The 16453-nt window shown below is 70.0% G+C and carries 16 protein-coding genes and 1 pseudogene; 11 read left to right on the plus strand and 6 right to left on the minus strand.

All coding sequences use genetic code 11. The annotated features are described in order from the left end of the window. Positions 1-112 precede the first annotated feature (112 nt). The 7 genes from LCE31_RS20235 (at position 113) to LCE31_RS20265 (ending at position 5030) form a co-directional block, all read left to right on the plus strand. Complete coding sequence (locus tag LCE31_RS20235; RefSeq protein ID WP_225016119.1) at positions 113-1342, plus strand: helix-turn-helix domain-containing protein; 1230 nt, start codon at positions 113-115, stop codon at positions 1340-1342. A gap of 303 nt (positions 1343-1645) precedes the next feature. Then, positions 1646-1840, plus strand: coding sequence for a hypothetical protein (locus tag LCE31_RS20240; protein ID WP_225016121.1), 195 nt, complete (start codon positions 1646-1648; stop codon positions 1838-1840). Continuing rightward, entirely contained in the window at positions 1837-2043 is a 207-nt protein-coding gene (locus LCE31_RS20245) for a hypothetical protein (protein ID WP_225016124.1), read from the plus strand. The genes LCE31_RS20240 and LCE31_RS20245 overlap by 4 nt, the downstream gene beginning before the upstream one ends. Continuing rightward, positions 2040-2210, plus strand: coding sequence for a hypothetical protein (locus tag LCE31_RS20250; RefSeq protein WP_225016125.1), 171 nt, complete (start codon positions 2040-2042; stop codon positions 2208-2210). The genes LCE31_RS20245 and LCE31_RS20250 overlap by 4 nt, the downstream gene beginning before the upstream one ends. A gap of 146 nt (positions 2211-2356) precedes the next feature. After that, positions 2357-2860, plus strand: a complete 504-nt coding sequence (locus LCE31_RS20255; RefSeq protein WP_225016127.1) for a hypothetical protein — start codon at positions 2357-2359, stop codon at positions 2858-2860. A gap of 75 nt (positions 2861-2935) precedes the next feature. Further along, the gene (locus LCE31_RS20260) at positions 2936-3589 is read left to right on the plus strand and encodes a class I SAM-dependent methyltransferase (RefSeq protein ID WP_225016129.1); all 654 of its coding nucleotides are present in this window, start codon (positions 2936-2938) and stop codon (positions 3587-3589) included. Positions 3590-4259: 670 nt separating this feature from the next. Continuing rightward, positions 4260-5030, plus strand: a complete 771-nt coding sequence (locus LCE31_RS20265) for a transposase (protein WP_374118508.1) — start codon at positions 4260-4262, stop codon at positions 5028-5030. A gap of 311 nt (positions 5031-5341) precedes the next feature. Here LCE31_RS20265 and LCE31_RS20270 read toward each other — a convergent pair whose 3' ends face one another. Together LCE31_RS20270 and LCE31_RS20275 are read right to left on the minus strand one after the other, a co-directional pair. Beyond that, positions 5342-5989 carry a LuxR C-terminal-related transcriptional regulator gene (locus LCE31_RS20270; protein WP_225016132.1) on the minus strand — a complete coding sequence of 216 codons (648 nt, stop codon included), beginning with the start codon at positions 5987-5989 and terminating at the stop codon, positions 5342-5344. After that, positions 5974-7194, minus strand: coding sequence for a sensor histidine kinase (locus tag LCE31_RS20275; RefSeq protein ID WP_225016134.1), 1221 nt, complete (start codon positions 7192-7194; stop codon positions 5974-5976). Before LCE31_RS20275 ends, LCE31_RS20270 begins: the two co-directional genes overlap by 16 nt. Positions 7195-7304: 110 nt before the next feature. Between LCE31_RS20275 and LCE31_RS20280 the strand changes: the two genes are divergently transcribed. From LCE31_RS20280 to LCE31_RS40910, 4 genes and pseudogenes are all read left to right on the plus strand, one after another. Beyond that, complete coding sequence (locus LCE31_RS20280; protein WP_225016135.1) at positions 7305-8072, plus strand: ABC transporter ATP-binding protein; 768 nt, start codon at positions 7305-7307, stop codon at positions 8070-8072. Continuing rightward, entirely contained in the window at positions 8072-10453 is a 2382-nt protein-coding gene (locus tag LCE31_RS20285) for an ABC transporter permease (protein WP_225016137.1), read from the plus strand. The genes LCE31_RS20280 and LCE31_RS20285 overlap by 1 nt, the downstream gene beginning before the upstream one ends. A 15-nt stretch (positions 10454-10468) precedes the next feature. Then, positions 10469-10972 (plus strand): annotated as a pseudogene (locus LCE31_RS40905) (helix-turn-helix domain-containing protein); the annotation flags it as partial. 132 nt (positions 10973-11104) lie between these two features. Beyond that, positions 11105-11380: a helix-turn-helix transcriptional regulator gene (locus LCE31_RS40910; RefSeq protein ID WP_308042277.1), complete on the plus strand. Its 276-nt coding sequence runs from the start codon at positions 11105-11107 to the stop codon at positions 11378-11380. A gap of 40 nt (positions 11381-11420) precedes the next feature. Here LCE31_RS40910 and LCE31_RS20295 read toward each other — a convergent pair whose 3' ends face one another. The 4 genes from LCE31_RS20295 to LCE31_RS20310 all read right to left on the minus strand — a co-directional run bounded on the left by LCE31_RS20295 (position 11421) and on the right by LCE31_RS20310 (position 16079). Continuing rightward, on the minus strand, positions 11421-12215 hold the full coding sequence (locus LCE31_RS20295) for an SDR family oxidoreductase (RefSeq protein ID WP_225016141.1): 795 nt from the start codon (positions 12213-12215) through the stop codon (positions 11421-11423). A 261-nt stretch (positions 12216-12476) separates the two neighbouring features. Beyond that, positions 12477-13373 carry a helix-turn-helix transcriptional regulator gene (locus tag LCE31_RS20300; RefSeq protein ID WP_225016143.1) on the minus strand — a complete coding sequence of 299 codons (897 nt, stop codon included), beginning with the start codon at positions 13371-13373 and terminating at the stop codon, positions 12477-12479. Positions 13374-13521: 148 nt separating this feature from the next. Then, on the minus strand, positions 13522-14376 hold the full coding sequence (locus LCE31_RS20305; RefSeq protein WP_225016145.1) for a TrmH family RNA methyltransferase: 855 nt from the start codon (positions 14374-14376) through the stop codon (positions 13522-13524). 302 nt (positions 14377-14678) lie between these two features. Further along, positions 14679-16079, minus strand: coding sequence for a beta-1,3-glucanase family protein (locus tag LCE31_RS20310; protein WP_225016147.1), 1401 nt, complete (start codon positions 16077-16079; stop codon positions 14679-14681). Positions 16080-16453 lie beyond the last annotated feature (374 nt).

Below are 16453 nucleotides of genomic sequence, written 5' to 3' on the forward strand. Positions count from 1 at the left end.
CCCCCTGCCCGGCCACGCCGCGGCAGGGGGCGCTTCGTCGCGTCCGGCCTTCTGCCGCCCGCGTCCGGCGCCGTACCCTGGGCGGCACGCCTACGGCAACCGAAGGGGCACCATGGACCTCTCCGACGACCTCAGCATGGGAGAGCGCATCCGCGTCCTCCGCGAGTCCCGCGGCATGTCCCGCGCCGTCCTCGCCAACCTCTGCGGGCGCGGCCCCGACTGGCTCAAGAAGATCGAGAGCGGAGAGCGCGCACTTCGCTCCCACACGCTCTTGCTCAGCCTTGCCGCAGCTCTCCAGGTGGCCGACCTCTCCGTCATCACAGGCGACCAGTCCGAGGTCGCACAGCCCGTGCCACTGGGACGTCTCACGCATCCCGGCATGCCCGCCATCTGGTCGGCCGTCATGAACCGCGCCCTGGTCGTCGCCCCAACAGGACCGGTAGACGTGCCCGCACTCCAGGGCCGCGTCGATCAGACGTGGCGCCTATGGCACGCATCCGGCCACAACCGCACAGAGGTCGGCGCTCTCCTGCCCGACCTGATCCGCGACGCCGAAGCCGCGACCAGGACCAGCGAGCCCTCCGACCGGCGCGCCGCGCACGTCGCACTGTCCGACGTGTACCGGCTCACCGGCCAGGCCACCGCCTACGTGGCACCGGCCGAACTCGCCTGGGTCGTGGCCGACCGCGCGCTCGCCGCCGCGCAGCAGGCCGACCACCCGGCCGCCATCGCCGCCGCGGCCTGGAACCTGGGGAACATCCTGCGTGAGACCGCGTACCCGGAAGAAGCGCTGCGCGTGGCGACCGAGGCCGCTGACCTCATCCGGCCTCACCTCGATGCAGCACCCGACGACTGGCGCGGCGTCTACGGCGCACTCCAGCTGCACGCCGCCGTCACCTGCGCCCGTGACGGCCGCGACGGCGAAGCCTGGTCGTATTGGGACCGCGGGGACCAGGTCGCGAAGTCACTGCCCGCCGCCTACGTCCACCCGTCCACGGTCTTCGGCCGGGCGAACGTCGACTTCCACGCCGTCAGCGTCGCAACCGACCTCCAGCGATCGCAGCGCGCGCTCTCCCTCGCCGACGACATCGATCCCGACATCATGCCGTCGACCGAGCGCCGCGCCCGCCTATGGGTGGAGGTCGCCCGCGGGCACCTTCAGCGAGGCGACCGGACAGCCGCCTTGCACGTGATGCAACTCGCGCAGCGGATCGGCGCCGAGACCGTGGCCTATACCCCGTCAGCGCGCACCATTGCGGCGGACCTCTGGCGCAACGCTCCCCGCGCGATGCGAGCGGAGGCCGCGCGGCTCGGTGAGGCAGTCGGCGTGTCCACCGCCTAGGGGGACAGCTTGGGACAGGGGGACAATCTGTCCCCCTTCTCGGCCTGTTGGCTCCCTACGGTGACGGCCCATCAACCGACAGGGGGCCTTCACTATGACGCCGGCCAGCTGGCACGCCTCGCCGAAGCGCGACGCATTACCGAGCATCGATCACCCGACCGGTGAGGTGCGCGTCCCGGTCGTTCTGTACGACGTCGACCAAGGCCAAGCAGTCGTACCTCTGGTGCTGTCCCGGCGTGAGGCTGAGCGGCTCCGTAACGCTCTGACGGCGCTGCTCTCGCCGACGCTGGTGAGGGTGAGCCCATGATGGCCTCCGCCCTTTCCGTGCCGCCCCTGGAGGCGTTGACGGAGGAGCAGCGCCGGGGCGGCGCCTGCGTGTACTGCGGATTGCCCGTGCCGACCGGCACTGCCGTGGATCTCGGCGCGCGCCGCCAGGCCGACGGCACCCGCATCTTCCCCCGCGCGCACCCCGCGTGCCTCCCGGGCGGCGCGTCATGACGCAGTGCTTCAAGGGCGGATACGCCCACGACTTCCCGATCGAGGACGAGTGCGGGTGCTACTGCGAGGAGCATGGCGTCGAACTGCAACGCGCCCGCGTCGACCTCTCGCAGCCCCCGCACCCGCTCCTCGCCGGTGCCGCCCTGGAGGCCGCTGCGGTGGCGGGCAGGCCCGGCCCCGAGCCGAGTACGGGGGAACGATGACCGCCCGCACCCGCGCCCCGGCGCGTACGGCCCCGGAGTGCAGACTCGGCGAGCACCAGCTGTGCCGCCCGGGCGACATCTACGCGGGCGGGATGAGCGTCCCCGCCGTGCGCATGCCCTGCGCCTGCCCCTGCCACATCCCCGGGCGCACCCCGCCCGCCCCATGAACCTCCGGCCGGCGGGACCCGTCCCAGGGCTGTCACAACCGTCGGCCGGAGCACCAGACCCCCGTCCCGGGCACCTGACCAGGCAGTCGGCACCCGGGGCGGGTCAGCAAGTGCAGTGCATCACCCCACGAAGGGACGTACAGCACATGAGCACAGCAGTCATCCCGACCGCAGGGCAGACGAGGACCCTCGACCCACAGGCCATCCTCAACGCCGTCGCTCCACACATCACGGAGCTGACCGTCAACGTCTTCGACAGCGGCATGAGCCTGTGGGACCGCGAGGTCGCCCTGCTCCTGCGCGACCACACCATGGTCCGCGACATGGCCGAACGAATTCTCGGCAACGCCGTCATGTACGTCATGGGCTCCATCGAGAACCCCGACGTACACCTCGGCGTCGGCCAGCTCGTCGACATCGGCGTCCACCAGCTCATCCTCGACACACCCGTCTGGTGGGGCATCTGCCGCCTCTACAACGGAGGTCGCTTCAAGCACCACGCTCCGTTCATCGAGCGCCGCAGCGACGGCCTGTGCCTACGCACAGGCGACTTCCTTCGCTCCGAGGGATGGCCCGTCGATGAGGAGCTGTGGGCCATCGACGGCGCGAAGTGCTCGCCCTGTGACGACAAGGTCCCTGACAGTCACTGACGCTCTACCCTGGCCCTGGCCCCTGTCTGCTTCCGGCGGGCAGGGGCCGCCGTCCGCACCCACGAAGGAACGCCTGTGCCTGCATTGCACGACATCGCCGCCGAGACTGAACTGTGGGACACCTTCGCCAAGTCGGCGTTCGAGGCGGAAGCCGAACCTGCCTTCCACTGGACGCAGTACGCCGGCCATGGCCCCGGCGCCGAGCTGCTCGGCGACCCGTCGACCGCTCTGGAGATCGGGTGCGGCACCGGCCGCGCGCTGGCCTTCCTCGCCAACCGTGGGGTGAAGGCGACGGGCCTGGACCTTTCGCCCGTGATGGTCGCGAAGGTCACCGAGCGGTGGTCGGCGACAGGCGCGCAGTTCGAGCAGGGCGAGGTGCTCGACTACCTGCGCGAGACGTCGGGCACCTTCGACGCGATCTACTCCATTTTTGGCGCAGCCTGGTTCGCACCTCCGAACCTACTGTTCCCCCTCGTCGCCGGACGCCTCTCACCGGGCGGTCGTTTCGTCTTCTCCCAGCCGCCCGCGATCCCGGGCGCCTACGGACCGCAGGGCATGTACAAGGGCGGCTTCGCGGGCAAGGCCATGTTCACCTACCGCTACAGCTACAAGCCGCAGGTCTGGGAGCGTCTCCTGCTGCGCGCCGGCTTCCATGCAGTCGACGCCCGCGTCGTTGAGGCGCCGCAGGCCGGCCACATCGGCACGCTGATCGTTCAGGCCGAGCGCTGACACGACGGGTCCGAGCCCCGGTCGCCACCACGGCGGCCGGGGCTCCTTGCTGCGCCCGTTGCCTCGGCCGCGCGTGTACGGGAGAATAGGAAACCAGCAGGTCAACTTGCCTACGGAGAACCCTCGCTGCGTGAGCGATGCGTGAGCGGAGATCCCGCAGGGTCCCAGAATTGCCGGAGTTATCCACAGCCTGTGGACCGGCGACCTGGGTTTTCTGGAGTCAGCCAGACTCACCAGAGTCCGTCAGATAAGAACCTATCGACTTGTAATGCGTAGGTCGTCGGTTCGAATCCGACAGGGGGCTCATCGAAACCCCAGGTCACAGCGCCCGTGACCTGGGGTTTTTTCTTTTCCGTGACCTTGGGTCTGTTGGCGTTTCAGCCTGGAGTCTCCGCAACCGGCCCTCCGGTGGCCGACCGGTGGCCAAACGTGCAAACGGCGTGCAGTGGCGGTGGCCGAGAGGTTTCCGGGGGCCGCTGCACGGCGCTCTGCTGTTGTTCCATCCCTGACAAGCCGTTGTCGCGACGGGCGCGGGGGCAGTTCAATGGGGTGCTGTGGCGGTTTCGCACGGGCAGTGCCTGGCGTGATGTCCCGGACCGGTAGGGGCCGTGGTCCACGATCTGCTCCCGGTTCAGCGTCTGGGCCGGGGCGGGGGTGTTCCCAGGACCTGATGGACGCGCTGATGGCCGGGGCGGCCGCACGTGGGCAGGTCGGTCTGGAGCTGGTCAGCGTGGACTCCACGATCGTGCGGGCGCATCACGAATCGGCGGGCCAGGCGGTGGCCGGGGAGATCCTGGACGCTCTGGAACGGGCCCTGACCGAGGAAAAACGGGCCCTGACCGAGGAAAAAGGGGGCTCCACTTCCCCGACAGCCGCCGGTGCCGCGGGTGATCCAGCGACACCCCATGCGGAGGCGAGTGCACCGGAGACGGCGGACGCGGAGCGGGCCGCCGTGCGACGGCGTCGCAGGGTCAGGGCGGACGCCGCCAGGCTCGGCCGGTCGCGAGGCGGGCTGAGCAGCAGGATTCACGCAGCGGTCGATGCCGCGGGACTGCCCCTGTCGTGCGTCTTGACTCACGGGCAAGCCGGGCACTGCCCTCAGTTCCAGACCGTGCTGGACAAGATCCGCGTACCGGGGCCGTCCGGCCGGCCCCGCACCCGGCCGGACGCCGTGGCCGCGGACAGGGCCTACTCCTCCAAGGACAACCGGGCCTCCTTGCGCCGACGCCACATCACCGCAGTGATCCCGGAGAAGGTCGGCCGGCAGGCCAACCGCAGGAAGAAGGGCGGTCGGAGGACGACCGGTCACCTACGACAAGGAACGCCACAAACAGCGCAACACCGTCGAACGCTGCTTCCAGAAGCTCAAGACCTGGCGCGGCCTGGCTACCCGCTACGACAAGGCACCCGACAGCTATACGGCAGGACTCCACCTCCGTAGATCGATCATGTGGCTGAAGATCCTCACCTCAACCACATGATCCGAACCGCGAACAGCTCCTGGAAGAGGTGGAGAGGGGCCGCGGTGACTCGGTATGCGGTGGGCCTCACGTGGCGCGGCGAGGAAGCGCGCCTCATCCGGGGCACAGAGTCCCCGGATTCTGCGACTGGTCTTGCGTTTTTCGTCGACATCTCAAATCCCCCGTTGGGTGTTCTCTTCCGCGATCCGTCCGCTGGTACGGTCCGAGCACGGTGTCTGGTTGATCTTTACTCGCATCCTTCGGCTGGTCCACCTCCGAATACAGGTATTTCTCAGGCGCTGAGGAAAGCCAGCACGGCCAGGACGCGACGGTGTCCGTCGGTGTCCACAGGCAGGTCCAGTTTATTGAAGATATTACCGATGTGTTTGTTCACGGCGGCTTCGCTCACGGACAATTGTGAGGCCATGCTGGAGTTTGAGCGCCCCTCGGCCATCAGGCTGAGGACCTCCTTCTCACGGACGCTGAGCCGCTCCAGGGGGTCCTGGCGGATTCGTACGAGCTGGTGGATCACCTCGGGGTCCACCACGGCACCCCCGGCGGCGACCTGGTCGATCGCGGTCATGAAGTCCGCGACCGCGCCTACGCGTTCCTTCAGCAGGTAGCCGACGCCGGCCCCGCCGCACGAACTGAGCAAGCGCGTGGCGTACGAGCGCTCGACGTACTGGCTGAGTACGAGCACGGGGAGCCCGGGGAAGGTCTCCCGCAGTGCGACGGCGGCGCGCAGCCCGTCGTCGCCGTGCGACGGCGGCATCCGGACGTCCGTGACGACCAGGTCCGGCAGATCGTTCCCGACGGCCTCGACGAGGGCGTCCGCGTCGCCCACTGCCGCCATGATCTCGTGGCCGAATCGTCGCAGCACACCGACCAGTCCCTCGCGCAGCAGGACGGCGTCCTCCGCGACGGTCACACGAAGTGGCACGGGACCTCCACGTGCAGCAGGCTGGGGCCGCCCACGGGGCTCGACACCCGCAGCCTGCCATCGAGCGTCTTGAGCCGGTCGGCAAGGCCGGTCAGGCCGCTGCCCGTGTCCGGATCGACGCCGCCGTGACCGTCGTCGGTGATGTCGAGGACCAGCAGGTCGGAATGGTAGCGGCCGAGCACCGAGGCGTGACCCGCGCCGCTGTGCCGGGCGATATTCGTCATGGCCTCGTTGATCAGGAAGTACATGTTCGTCTCGATCTGCCTCGGCAGCCGTCCGGGCAGCTGCAGGTCGATCGTGACGGGGAACGGGAACCGGCTCGCGTAGTCCTGGACCGCGGCGACGAGGCCGTGGTCCGCGAGTACCGGAGGGTTGAGTCCCCGGATCAGGCTGCGCAACTCCTTGTGCGCGGTGGAGAGCTGGCTCTCCGCCTCGGTGAGGAGCACGGCGAGGTGTGAATCGGCCGGAGTGTCCAGACGCATCAGGCCGAGGGTCATTCCGAGAGAGACGAGCCGTTGCTGCGCGCCGTCGTGCAGATCGCGCTCGATGCGCTGCCGCTCGGTGTCGAAGGAGTCCAGCATCCGAACCCGTGAGGCCCGTACCTCCCGCAGCTCCTCCCCCAACTCGTCGTCACGCGGGGCGAGGAAGCTTCGGGCCAGCGCTCCCCGGGCTCCCGCCCACGACGTCATGGTGTACGGCGAGACGAGCAGGACGATGCCGCCGAATACCGCCCACGGCCAGGTCTCGTGGTCCGCCGAAACGAAGGTCAGCACGGGCAGACCGAAGGAGAAGGCAAGCACCAGCAGATCCAGCCACCACAGCGAGGCGGCGGAGACGAGCGTGAACATCAGCTCGCGCCACGTGACTTGCTCCTTGAGCCGGGTCGCCACCCAGGGCCGGAACCCCGACGAGTCCGGTTCCCGGTGCGGGTCGGGAAGGCTGTCCAGGTCGACCAGCCTGAGCCGGTACCGCTCTACGGTCGCCACGGTGATCGACGACAGAACCACGCCCACCAGGGGTGCTACCCCGACCAGGACCACCAAGAGTGCAAGCCCCACCACGAGGCCGGTAGTGAACACCAGCACGGCGGCTGCGCCGACCAGGATTCCGCTGGTCAAATAGGCCAGCGAACGCCAGGGCCAACTGGAGGTCAGGAAGCTCAGCGGGCGCTGCGCCATTGCCTGCCAGGCCGTTCGCGGATGCATGCCGGGATGCTAACTCATATATCTATATTTGCTAGGTAGCATTAACTCTACCCAAGGAGTAGGGCCCAGGTCAGTGCCGCGGCACCCCAGGTCGGGGTCCAATCGACGGCATGACGACAACCAGGCAGGCCCCCGCGCAGGATGCGGTCGAGCTCTACATCGTTCGAAAGGTCTACGGAGCCGCCAACCGGTCCGTCACGGCACTCGACGGAGTTTCCATCAGCTTTCCGCGCGGGACATTTACCGCGATCATGGGACCGTCCGGTTCCGGGAAGTCCACTCTGCTTCAGTGCGCGGCCGGCCTGGACAGGCCGACCGAGGGGCGGATCACGCTTGCCGGTGTCGACATCGGTCAGCAGAACGAGAGGCAGCGCACGGAGCTGCGGCGCGACCACATCGGCTTCGTCTTCCAGGCCTTCAACCTCGTGGAGTCCTTGACCGCGGCGCAGAACGTGGAGCTGCCCTCGCGTTTCGCCGGGCGCCGGGTGAGCCGCAAGGAGGTCACGGCCGCGCTCGACGCGGTCGGCCTCGGTGACCGCGCCGGCCACCGGCCGAGCGAGCTGTCCGGTGGCCAGCAGCAGCGCGTCGCCCTCGCACGGGCGCTTGTCACGCGTCCCGACGTGCTGTTCGCGGATGAGCCCACGGGCGCGCTCGACACGTCCACGTCGCGCGACGTGCTGCAGATGATGCGCATGCTGGTCGACCGGGAGGGGCAGACCACGCTCATGGTGACCCACGACCCGGTGGCCGCCGCGGTCGCGGACGTGGTCGTGTTCCTCAAGGACGGACGCATCGCCGACCGCATCTCTCTCACACGGGACCCCGAGGGCCGGAACGCCGCCTCCATCGCTACCCACATGGCCCGGCTGGAGGCGTGATGCTGATCCTCTCGAACATTCGCGAACGCTGGGCCGGGTTCCTGGGGACGTTCGTCGCGATCGTGGTGGGTGTAGGGCTCATCACCACTACTCTGATCATGTACGACTCGTCCCGTCCGCAGGTCCAGCCCCGCTACGAGGGCGCCGCCGCGCTGGCCCTCCCCCATCAGGCCACCGACGTGGACGGCAGGCCCGACGACCTCATTCCTTGGAGCCCGTCAAAGACCACTTCGCTTGTGGCGAAGTTGAGCGCGGTACCCGGAGTGGCCTCCGCCGTGGTGGACCGCTCCTTCTATGCCCAGGGCTTCCGCGGTGACAAGCCCGCCCCTGACGACGGGGCACTTGAAGACGGGCACGGATACGCGAGCGCCTCGATCGCGCCGTACCATCTCGTCTCCGGCCGCCCGCCGGCCGCGGCTGACGAAGTCGTGGTCCCCCGGTCTCTCGGAGTGGCCCCGGGTGCGGAGCTGACCGTCAACATCACGGCCGGCCGGACGCAGTTCAAGGTCGTCGGCACCATGGAAGGTCCGGGCTACTACTTCACCGACGCCTTCGCCGCGCAACAGGAACCCGGAGTCCGCGACATCGCCCTGATCGCCGACAAGGGCGTCTCCGCCGGCGGCATCACGGCGAAGGCCGAAAAAGCCGTCGGTGACGCCGGCACTGTCGTCTCCGGCGACGGCCGGTCCGCCCTCCAGCCCGCGTACATCGAACACAAGCGATTCCTCGGCACTCAGCTCATCGCCGCCATGGCCATCCTCGGTCTGTTCACCACGGTATTCGTCGTCGCGTCCATGCTGGTCCTGTCGACCGGACTGCGCCGCCGCGAGATCGGTCTGCTGCGGACCGTCGGAGCATCGCCGCGCCAGGTGCGGCGCATGGTGCTCGGCGAGGCGGCTGTCGTCGGCCTGCTGGGCTCGGTGGCCGGCTGCCTGGTCGGGATCGGGGTCGCACCGCTGCTCCGGAACATTCTGGACGGTCTTGAGGTCACACCGCCACACCTGGCTATCAAGGTCGACGCGTGGCCGCTCCTCACGGCGGCTCTGATCGGCGTGGGTGTGAGTGTCCTGGGCGCCTGGGCGGCCAGTCGGGTCGCGGCGAAGGTGGCTCCCATCGAGGCACTGCTCGACAGCCGATCAGCCAACAAGACCATGGGACGGGCCCGTTGGCTCAGCGGTCTCGTCGTTCTCGGCCTGGGTGTCGTACTCGCCATCGCCACGGCCACCGCCTCCGCGGACAGCCGGGTCAACATGGCGATCTTCGCGACGATGGTGCTCATCGTGGCGGCGGCCCTTCTCGCTCCGGTGTTCGTCGGGCCGGTCGGCCGCTTCCTGACGGCCCCGTTCCAGAGGCTCGGATCGGCCGGCCCGCTTCTCATTCGCGCCGAACTGAGCGCCAACTCACGGCGGGCCGCCTCGCTCGCGGCCCCGGTCATCGCCGCCGTGGGTTTCGCGGTCCTTCTCAGCGGCATGGTGGAGACGATGCGTGTCGCCTATCCGGCTGGTGAGGCACGTACGGTCGCCGGACAGCTGATCGTGACGGCGGACGGTACGCCGGGTAATACCGAAGAAGTGGTCGCCGCCAACCCGGTTGGCAAGGCCGCGCTGCCGACCAGGGCCTTCGTCCTCGGAGCCGCCGGCAAGGCCACGGTTCTTGATGTGCTGGGCTCACGCGACGCCCGCTGGGACAAGCCGGGCCAGGCCGTGCTTGGCGAGCAGACGGCCAAGGATCTGAGTCTCAAGGCGGGCCAGGACACTTCGCTGCGCTTCGCCGACGGCACCACCGTTCGGCTCCGTGTCGCGCGAGTGCTGCCGGGCGACCCGGCCCGCGGCGACTTCGTGGTCGCCCGCAGCCTGGTCCGCAAGCACGACCCGTCCGCGCTCAATGACGACATCTTCGTTCCGGCGAAGGACAGGCCCACCACGCTCGTGCCGGGAACGGCCCTGCATGACGCCGAGCAGTACGCCCTGGCCGACTACAACACCGACGCGAAGCTGACCGACAGTCTCGCGGTCATGCTCATTGTCATCGCCGTGGGCTACAGCGGCATCGCCGTCGCCAACAGCATGGCAATGACCGCGCACGGCAGGCGCCGGGACTTCTCGGTGATGAAGTCGGCAGGCGGCACCGTACGCCAGCTCCTCCTGTTCTCCGTGGGTGAGACCACCCTCGTCGTCGCCGTCGGCGCCGCGCTCGGCGTCCTCGTCACCCTGCCGCCGCTCGCGGGCATGGCGTCCGGCCTCTCCCAGGCCAACTCCACGCACGTCGGACTGCAACTGAACCTCGGAACCGTCGCCGCGGCGATCGTCGGATCGCTGCTGCTCGCGGTCACGTCCAGTGTGGCCGTCACCTGGCGGACGATGCGGAGGGCGGCGGCGTAGGCAGCACAAACCACAGGTCAGGCCCTGGTGAGGACGCAGCTGCGGTTTCACGAGGCGGGTGGAACGGCCAGCATTCAGACCATGGCGCTCGGGCCGGCCCAGCTGTCTGTGATGTCGTACGTGCCGCTGTCGTCCCGACGCACGTCCCGACTGATCCGGCAATCCGACCCCGAGCTGTTCCAGCTCGCCCTGGCCACCGGGGGACGACAGACCATCGAACAGGCCAGGCAGCACGCTCCCGTTCGCCCCGGAGACCTCGTCGTCTACGACAGCTCGCGGCCGTTCCACGCGACCGTGGAGCCGGACACTCGCGCCGCGCGTTCGGTGCTGCTGCACTTCCCCAGGAGGCTCCTGCCGCTGCCGGAGACGGCCGTGGCCCCGCTGTGCGGGACGACGCTGTCCGGACAGGCGAACGTGGGGCGGCTCTTGGCCAGGTTCCTGACCGGTCTGGTCGAGACGCACGCGGACATCACGCACACCGACTGCATCCGGTTGGGCAACACGGCGCTCGATCTGGCGGCGGCGCTGCTCGCCCACCACGCCGACCGGGGGGCTCTGCTTCCGACCGGGTCACGGCAGCGGGTCCTCTACGAGCAGATCAGCGGGTACATCACCACTCACCTGCACGATCCCGCTCTGACGCCGGATGCCGTGGCCGCCGCGCACTTCATCTCCACGCGCTATCTGCACCGCGTCTTCCAGCAGCATCACCGCACGGTGAGTGACGTCATCCGCAGGCAGCGCCTCGACCGCTGCCGACGGGACTTGGCAGATCCTGGCCAACGCGCTGTTCCCATCGCCGCGATCGCCATGCGGTGGGGGTATCCGAGGGCGTCCGACTTCACCCGCGCGTTCCGCGCCGCTTTCGGTATGACTCCGAGCGAGTACCGTGCCGTCGGCCTGGACAGAGACGGGGCGCAAGGCTAGCGGGCTTCCCGCGCGGTCCCGTGCCCGCCAAGGCGCCGGGCTACGCGGTGGTGGCGATGCCGCCGTCCACGGGGACCACGGCGCCCGTCAGGTATGCGCCTGCCCGGCTGGCGAGGAAGACGGCGACACCTTCCATGTCGTCGTCGCGGCCGATCCGGCGCAGGGGGGCCGCCGCCGCGATCGCGTCGCCCAGCTCGTCGAGGGTCGCGGCCATCATGGCTGAAGGGAACGGCCCCGGCGCCACGGCGTTCACCGTGATGTGCTGCGGCCCCAGTTCCCTGGCGAGCACTCTGGTGAGCTGGTGCAGTGCGGCCTTGCTGCTGGAGTACGAGTAGTTGGGCCGGTGGGGGATGTGGATGGCGGCGATGCTGCCGATGTTGATGATCCGCGCGGGATCGTCGGCGGTGCCCGCCTTGCGAAGTGCCGGCAGCAGCGCCTGGATCAGCCAGAACGGCGACTTCAGGTTGAGGTCGACCACCGTGTCCCAGGCCGCGTCCGGGAACGTCTCCAGCGGCTCGTCCCACATGGCGCCCGCGTTGTTGACGAGGATGTCGAGGCGCTCCGAGTCGGCGGTGACGAGGTCGGAGAGCCGCAGGCACTCGTCGTGGCGGGACAGGTCGGCGGGGACGGCCCGCACCTCACCGAACGCGGACAGCTGTTCCCGCGCCCGAGCGCACGCTTCCGCGTCGCGCGAGCTGATGACCACGCGGGCGCCCGCCTGGAGGAGGCCGCGCGCGATCATCATCCCGATGCCCCTCGTACCACCGGTGACCAGCGCGCGCTTACCACGCAGATCGAAAAGCCCCGCGTGCGTTGTGAATTGGTTGTCTGCCACGTGCCGCCTTCTCGTTCCATGAGAGATGCCTCTTGGGTGTCAGTCGTCCGGCTCACACCGATCTCGTGATCAGCCGGGAGCCGTTGACGAGGTTAGGCAGCGTTCCGCGACGTGGGCGAGACCCTGGTGGTACGGGTACTGCGAGGGCCTCCTTCAGGAATGGTCCGGGCACGGCCCCGGTGTGTCCGGCCCTGGGCTTCGGTCTTCTTTGAGGGGAGCGCCGGCGGTGTGACGGTACGGGCACGGGCCGCCTGCCGCAGGCTATGCGCCAGGTGCCGCGAGCTCGGTCTCCAGGGTTTTCTCGCCGGCCGCCCACGCCGCCAACAGGGCCAGACGGTCAGCGGCCGGCCCCACCGCGGGTGCGGTGTAGACATTCACATGCAGACCGGGTTCGGCGGGCAGCTCCATGGACTCGAAGTCCAAGTCGAGCCGGCCCACCGCCGGATGGTCCACGCGCTTGCTCCCGTATCCGTGCAGCCGCACGTCCTGGGATGCCCACTGCCGCCGGAACAGCTCACTGCGCGTCGACAATTCGCCCACCAGGGCGACGAGTTCCTCGTCGTGCGGATCGCGGCCGACTTCCCTGCGCAGTGACGCCGCCGCGTTGTGCGCGATCTGGTCGTAGTCCACGAAGAACGCCGCGGCCGCGTCCGGATTCAGGTACACGAACCGGGCAGTGTTGGCGGGGCGTCGCGGGTCTGCCAGCACTGGTGCGTACAGGGCCCGGCCGAGGTGGTTCATGGCGAGCACGTCGTGGCGGCCGTTACGAATCCACGCCGGTGCGTCGGTGATGGCGTCGAGCATCTGCCGCAGTGCCGGGCGCACCGCCGCCGTGGGCTCGCGGCGGCGCCGACCGCCGGGTGCACCGGACTGGCGCGCCAGGTGGAACAGGTGGTCGCGCTCCGCGTCGTCGAGTCGCAGGACCGAGGCCAGCGCGTCGAGCACGCCCTCGGAGGTACCGGCAAGGGCGCCGCGCTCCATACGCACGTAGTAGTCGACCGACACCCCCGCGAGCAGCGCGACCTCCTCGCGGCGCAGACCCTTGACCCGGCGGTTGCCGCCGTACGCGGGCAGGCCCGCCGTGTCGGGCGTGATACGGGCGCGACGCGACCTCAGGAACTCCCGGATCTCGGTGCGCAGATCAATCGTGCCGGCCACCGTGTCATCGTAGTCCGCCGGCCGGCAGGCGAAGGGACATGGTCCCGACACATCGCGCCGCGACCCGGCGCGAGCACTCCCTTCAAGCGCGCCGCGCCGAACCAGGCCGTGCCGAACCGCGTCATACCAGCCGCACCGCGAGCGCCCCTCAGCGGCGGCCGGCCCCCGCGCGGACGCGTTCTTCCGCGCGGCGTACCAGGTCGAAGCAGAGGACCGCCGCCGCGCTCGACACGTTCAGCGACTCCACGCCGCCCGCCATCGGGATGCGCACCGACCGGTCGACCCAGCGGTCCGCCGCGTCGGAGATCCCCTCCGTCTCGTTGCCGAGGACGAACGCGACGTCGTCCGGATACCGCTCGCTGTAGAGGGAGTTCTCGGCGCCGCCCGACAGGCCGTAGATCCGGTACCCGGCGTCCGACAGCGCCTCAAGGCCCTCGGCCGCTGTGCGGCAGCGCAGGATCGGCGCGTGGAAGGCGACCCCGGCCGACGCCTTGATGACCAGCGGGTCCACGCTCGGCGACCCCACGCGGGGCAGGACCACACCGGCGAGACCGGCGGCCGTCGCGGTACGCAGGATCATGCCGACGTTGGACGGGTTGTTCACGCCGTCCAGCACGAGGATGCCCCGCCCCTGCTCCGCGCGCTCGGCGGCCGGCCGGTCCAGGAACTCCCCGAGCGGGGCCATCCGCGGCGCGATCACGTCCGCGATGATGCCCTGGTCGTGCTTGCCGTTGCCGGCGAGGACCTTGACCCGGTGGGCGCTCGCCTCTCTGACCGGAACACCGCGCCGGCCGGCCAGGCGGAGGACGCGGTCCAGATTGTCGCCGCGCGCGTTCTCCGCCACCACCAGCTTGTCCACCCGCAGCGCCGTGTCCTGGAGGACCTCGAGCACCGGCATCCGCCCGTAGACCGTGATGAACGTGTCCTTCGGGGAGCGCGCCCCGGGGGCGCCGCCGGAGGCGGTTGCTGCGGTGGGCCTGGCAGAGGGGTGGGAGCCGTTCATGCGGACATTGTCCCGCACGGACCGGCCCCCGTCCGCCGCACCGGGCGACGGCCTGGACAGCGAGTGACCGGCCCGCGAGGCGCGCGGGGTGCCCGCGAGGCACACAGGGCGCCCGCGACGCACAGAGGACGCCCGCGAGGTCACGGAGGGTGGGGCCGCGGGCGGCGCGCCGCGCCCGGCCCGGCGCGGAGCGCGCGGCGCCGCGGGGGGGGGCCCCCCCCCCCCCCCCCCCCCCCCCGGGGGGGCGGGGGCCCGCCCCGGGGGGGGCCCGCGCCCCCCCCGGGGCGGGGGCCGCGGCCGGCTCAGTAGCCGACGGCCACCTCGAGCCACTGCGCGTTGCCGTGCGAGATGTACGAGGACTGGCCCGCCACGTCGTCGTACGGGAAGCCGTACGCGAGGCTGTTGATGGCGTGGTCGTGCCAGAACTTCGCGTAGTAGTTGGCCGGGCCCGCCGTGTAGAACTTGGTGGGGTCGGACTGCTGGGACGCGGGCAGCGTCGCCACGTGGCGGTTGAGCGCCGCGCACGTGTTCGCGTCGGCCGCCAGCGTGCCCGCGCAGCCGAAGATGTGCTGCGTGGTCTCGTTGACGCCGACGGACTGCGCGTACGCCGTGAAGTAGTCGGCGTTCACGCCGCCGGGCTGGAAGGTCGGGTCGCTGCCGGGGGCGATGATCCGGTACGGGGCCTGGGAGCGGGCGAGTACCTGGAACTGCTGCGGCACCGCGTTGATGAAGTCCTGGAAGACCTGGTCGCGCGGCTCGTCGAAGAGGGACTGCGAGTCGCCGACCTGCACGTCGTAGCCGTCGGTCGCGTGCAGCCGCATGGCGATGGGCAGGGCCCAGGCGTCGACGCGGGTGGTGTTGCCGTTGAACACGCCCCCGCCGACGGTGAATTCGATGAAGTCCTGGTACTGGCTGGTGGGCGATCCGACGTAGAAGTACATCCGGCCGGAGGAGTTGGCCGGCATGTCCAGGTACGGCTGGTCGGCGATGGAGTGGGTCTGCCCGTTGAAGCTCCAGTAGACCTGGCTGTCCGGGTAGGCGCCGTTGGTGCGGTTGAGCACCTTCACCATGATCATGTTCTGGGCGGGCGGGATGGTGGAGGTGTCGCCCCAGAACGCGTCGCCCGGCGGGTTGGTGCCGCCGCCGGGAGGCGTGGTGCCGCCTCCACCGCCGGTGCCGTAGACCTGGAACTCGTAGAGCGAGTAGCCGTACGGGGTGGCCCGCTTGGTGCCGTACATGCGGATGTACCGGCCGGAGCCCGTGACGTTGAGTGTCTGCACGCCGCCCGTGGCGGTGGTGGTGGAGTAGATCGTCGTCCAGGTGGTGCCGTCGGTGGACGCCTGGATCTGGAAGGCGGTCGCGTAGGCGGCCTCCCAGTTGAGCACGACCTGGCTGATCTGGGAGGTGGAGCCGAGGTCGACCTGGAGCCACTGGGGGTCGGAGAACGCGCTCGACCAGCGGCTGGTGGTGTCCCCGTCGACCGCCGCGGACGCGGGTGTGCCGGGGGCCTCGGTGGAGGAGGACGTGGCGGGTTTGTTCTGCGAGAGCAGAGAGCCCGCCGCGTGGGCGGGGGCCTGCGTGAGCGCCAGGAGGCAGGCCGCGACCAGGGCGGCCAGGACGGTGAAGACCGTCAGGGTGCCGAAGGATCTGGACCGGTGCTGTGGGGGCTGCCGGTACGACAGCGCGCCGGTGCTGCTCGTCATGGTGTCTCCTCGGAGGGGAGTGGGGGCCGGTGGAGCCTCGGCCCTGCCGGGAGCAGGTGCTGAGAGCGCTCTCAGCCGGGCGACTGTTTATATGCCGCCGGTGGCGCGACCGTCAACGATTCTGACAAAGGATCAAATTGCCTGTTGTGCAAGTGAGTTGAGGTGCGAGTTGAGGTATTGGCAGAGGCGCGGGCATACGGGTCGGGGCGCGGGGCGAGGCGCGGGCCTACGGGTCGGGGCGCGCGGCGAGGTGCGGGTCGACATGCCGACGGCGGTACGGGGCGGGGCGCGCGATGAGCGAGCGGCGTCGCCGGCGCGCTGTCACGGGGTGCCCAGGGCTCGCAACGGGGCCCTGTCGCCGTGTGGGGGACATG

Source organism: Streptomyces sp. 8L, from assembly GCF_020176795.1.
Classification (GTDB): domain Bacteria; phylum Actinomycetota; class Actinomycetes; order Streptomycetales; family Streptomycetaceae; genus Streptomyces.

What these genes read in the sequence shown, in the direction of transcription:
- LCE31_RS20305 (WP_225016145.1), bottom strand. Translation starts at nt 14,376, where the DNA reads ATGAACGGCTCCCACCCCTCTGCCAGGCCCACCGCAGCAACCGCCTCC.
- LCE31_RS20255 (WP_225016127.1), top strand. Translation starts at nt 2,357, where the DNA reads ATGAGCACAGCAGTCATCCCGACCGCAGGGCAGACGAGGACCCTCGAC.
- LCE31_RS20275 (WP_225016134.1), bottom strand. Translation starts at nt 7,194, where the DNA reads ATGCATCCGCGAACGGCCTGGCAGGCAATGGCGCAGCGCCCGCTGAGC.
- LCE31_RS20285 (WP_225016137.1), top strand. Translation starts at nt 8,072, where the DNA reads ATGCTGATCCTCTCGAACATTCGCGAACGCTGGGCCGGGTTCCTGGGG.
- LCE31_RS20265 (WP_374118508.1), top strand. Translation starts at nt 4,260, where the DNA reads ATGGACGCGCTGATGGCCGGGGCGGCCGCACGTGGGCAGGTCGGTCTG.
- LCE31_RS20310 (WP_225016147.1), bottom strand. Translation starts at nt 16,079, where the DNA reads ATGACGAGCAGCACCGGCGCGCTGTCGTACCGGCAGCCCCCACAGCAC.
- LCE31_RS20235 (WP_225016119.1), top strand. Translation starts at nt 113, where the DNA reads ATGGACCTCTCCGACGACCTCAGCATGGGAGAGCGCATCCGCGTCCTC.
- LCE31_RS20240 (WP_225016121.1), top strand. Translation starts at nt 1,646, where the DNA reads ATGATGGCCTCCGCCCTTTCCGTGCCGCCCCTGGAGGCGTTGACGGAG.
- LCE31_RS20245 (WP_225016124.1), top strand. Translation starts at nt 1,837, where the DNA reads ATGACGCAGTGCTTCAAGGGCGGATACGCCCACGACTTCCCGATCGAG.
- LCE31_RS20250 (WP_225016125.1), top strand. Translation starts at nt 2,040, where the DNA reads ATGACCGCCCGCACCCGCGCCCCGGCGCGTACGGCCCCGGAGTGCAGA.
- LCE31_RS20280 (WP_225016135.1), top strand. Translation starts at nt 7,305, where the DNA reads ATGACGACAACCAGGCAGGCCCCCGCGCAGGATGCGGTCGAGCTCTAC.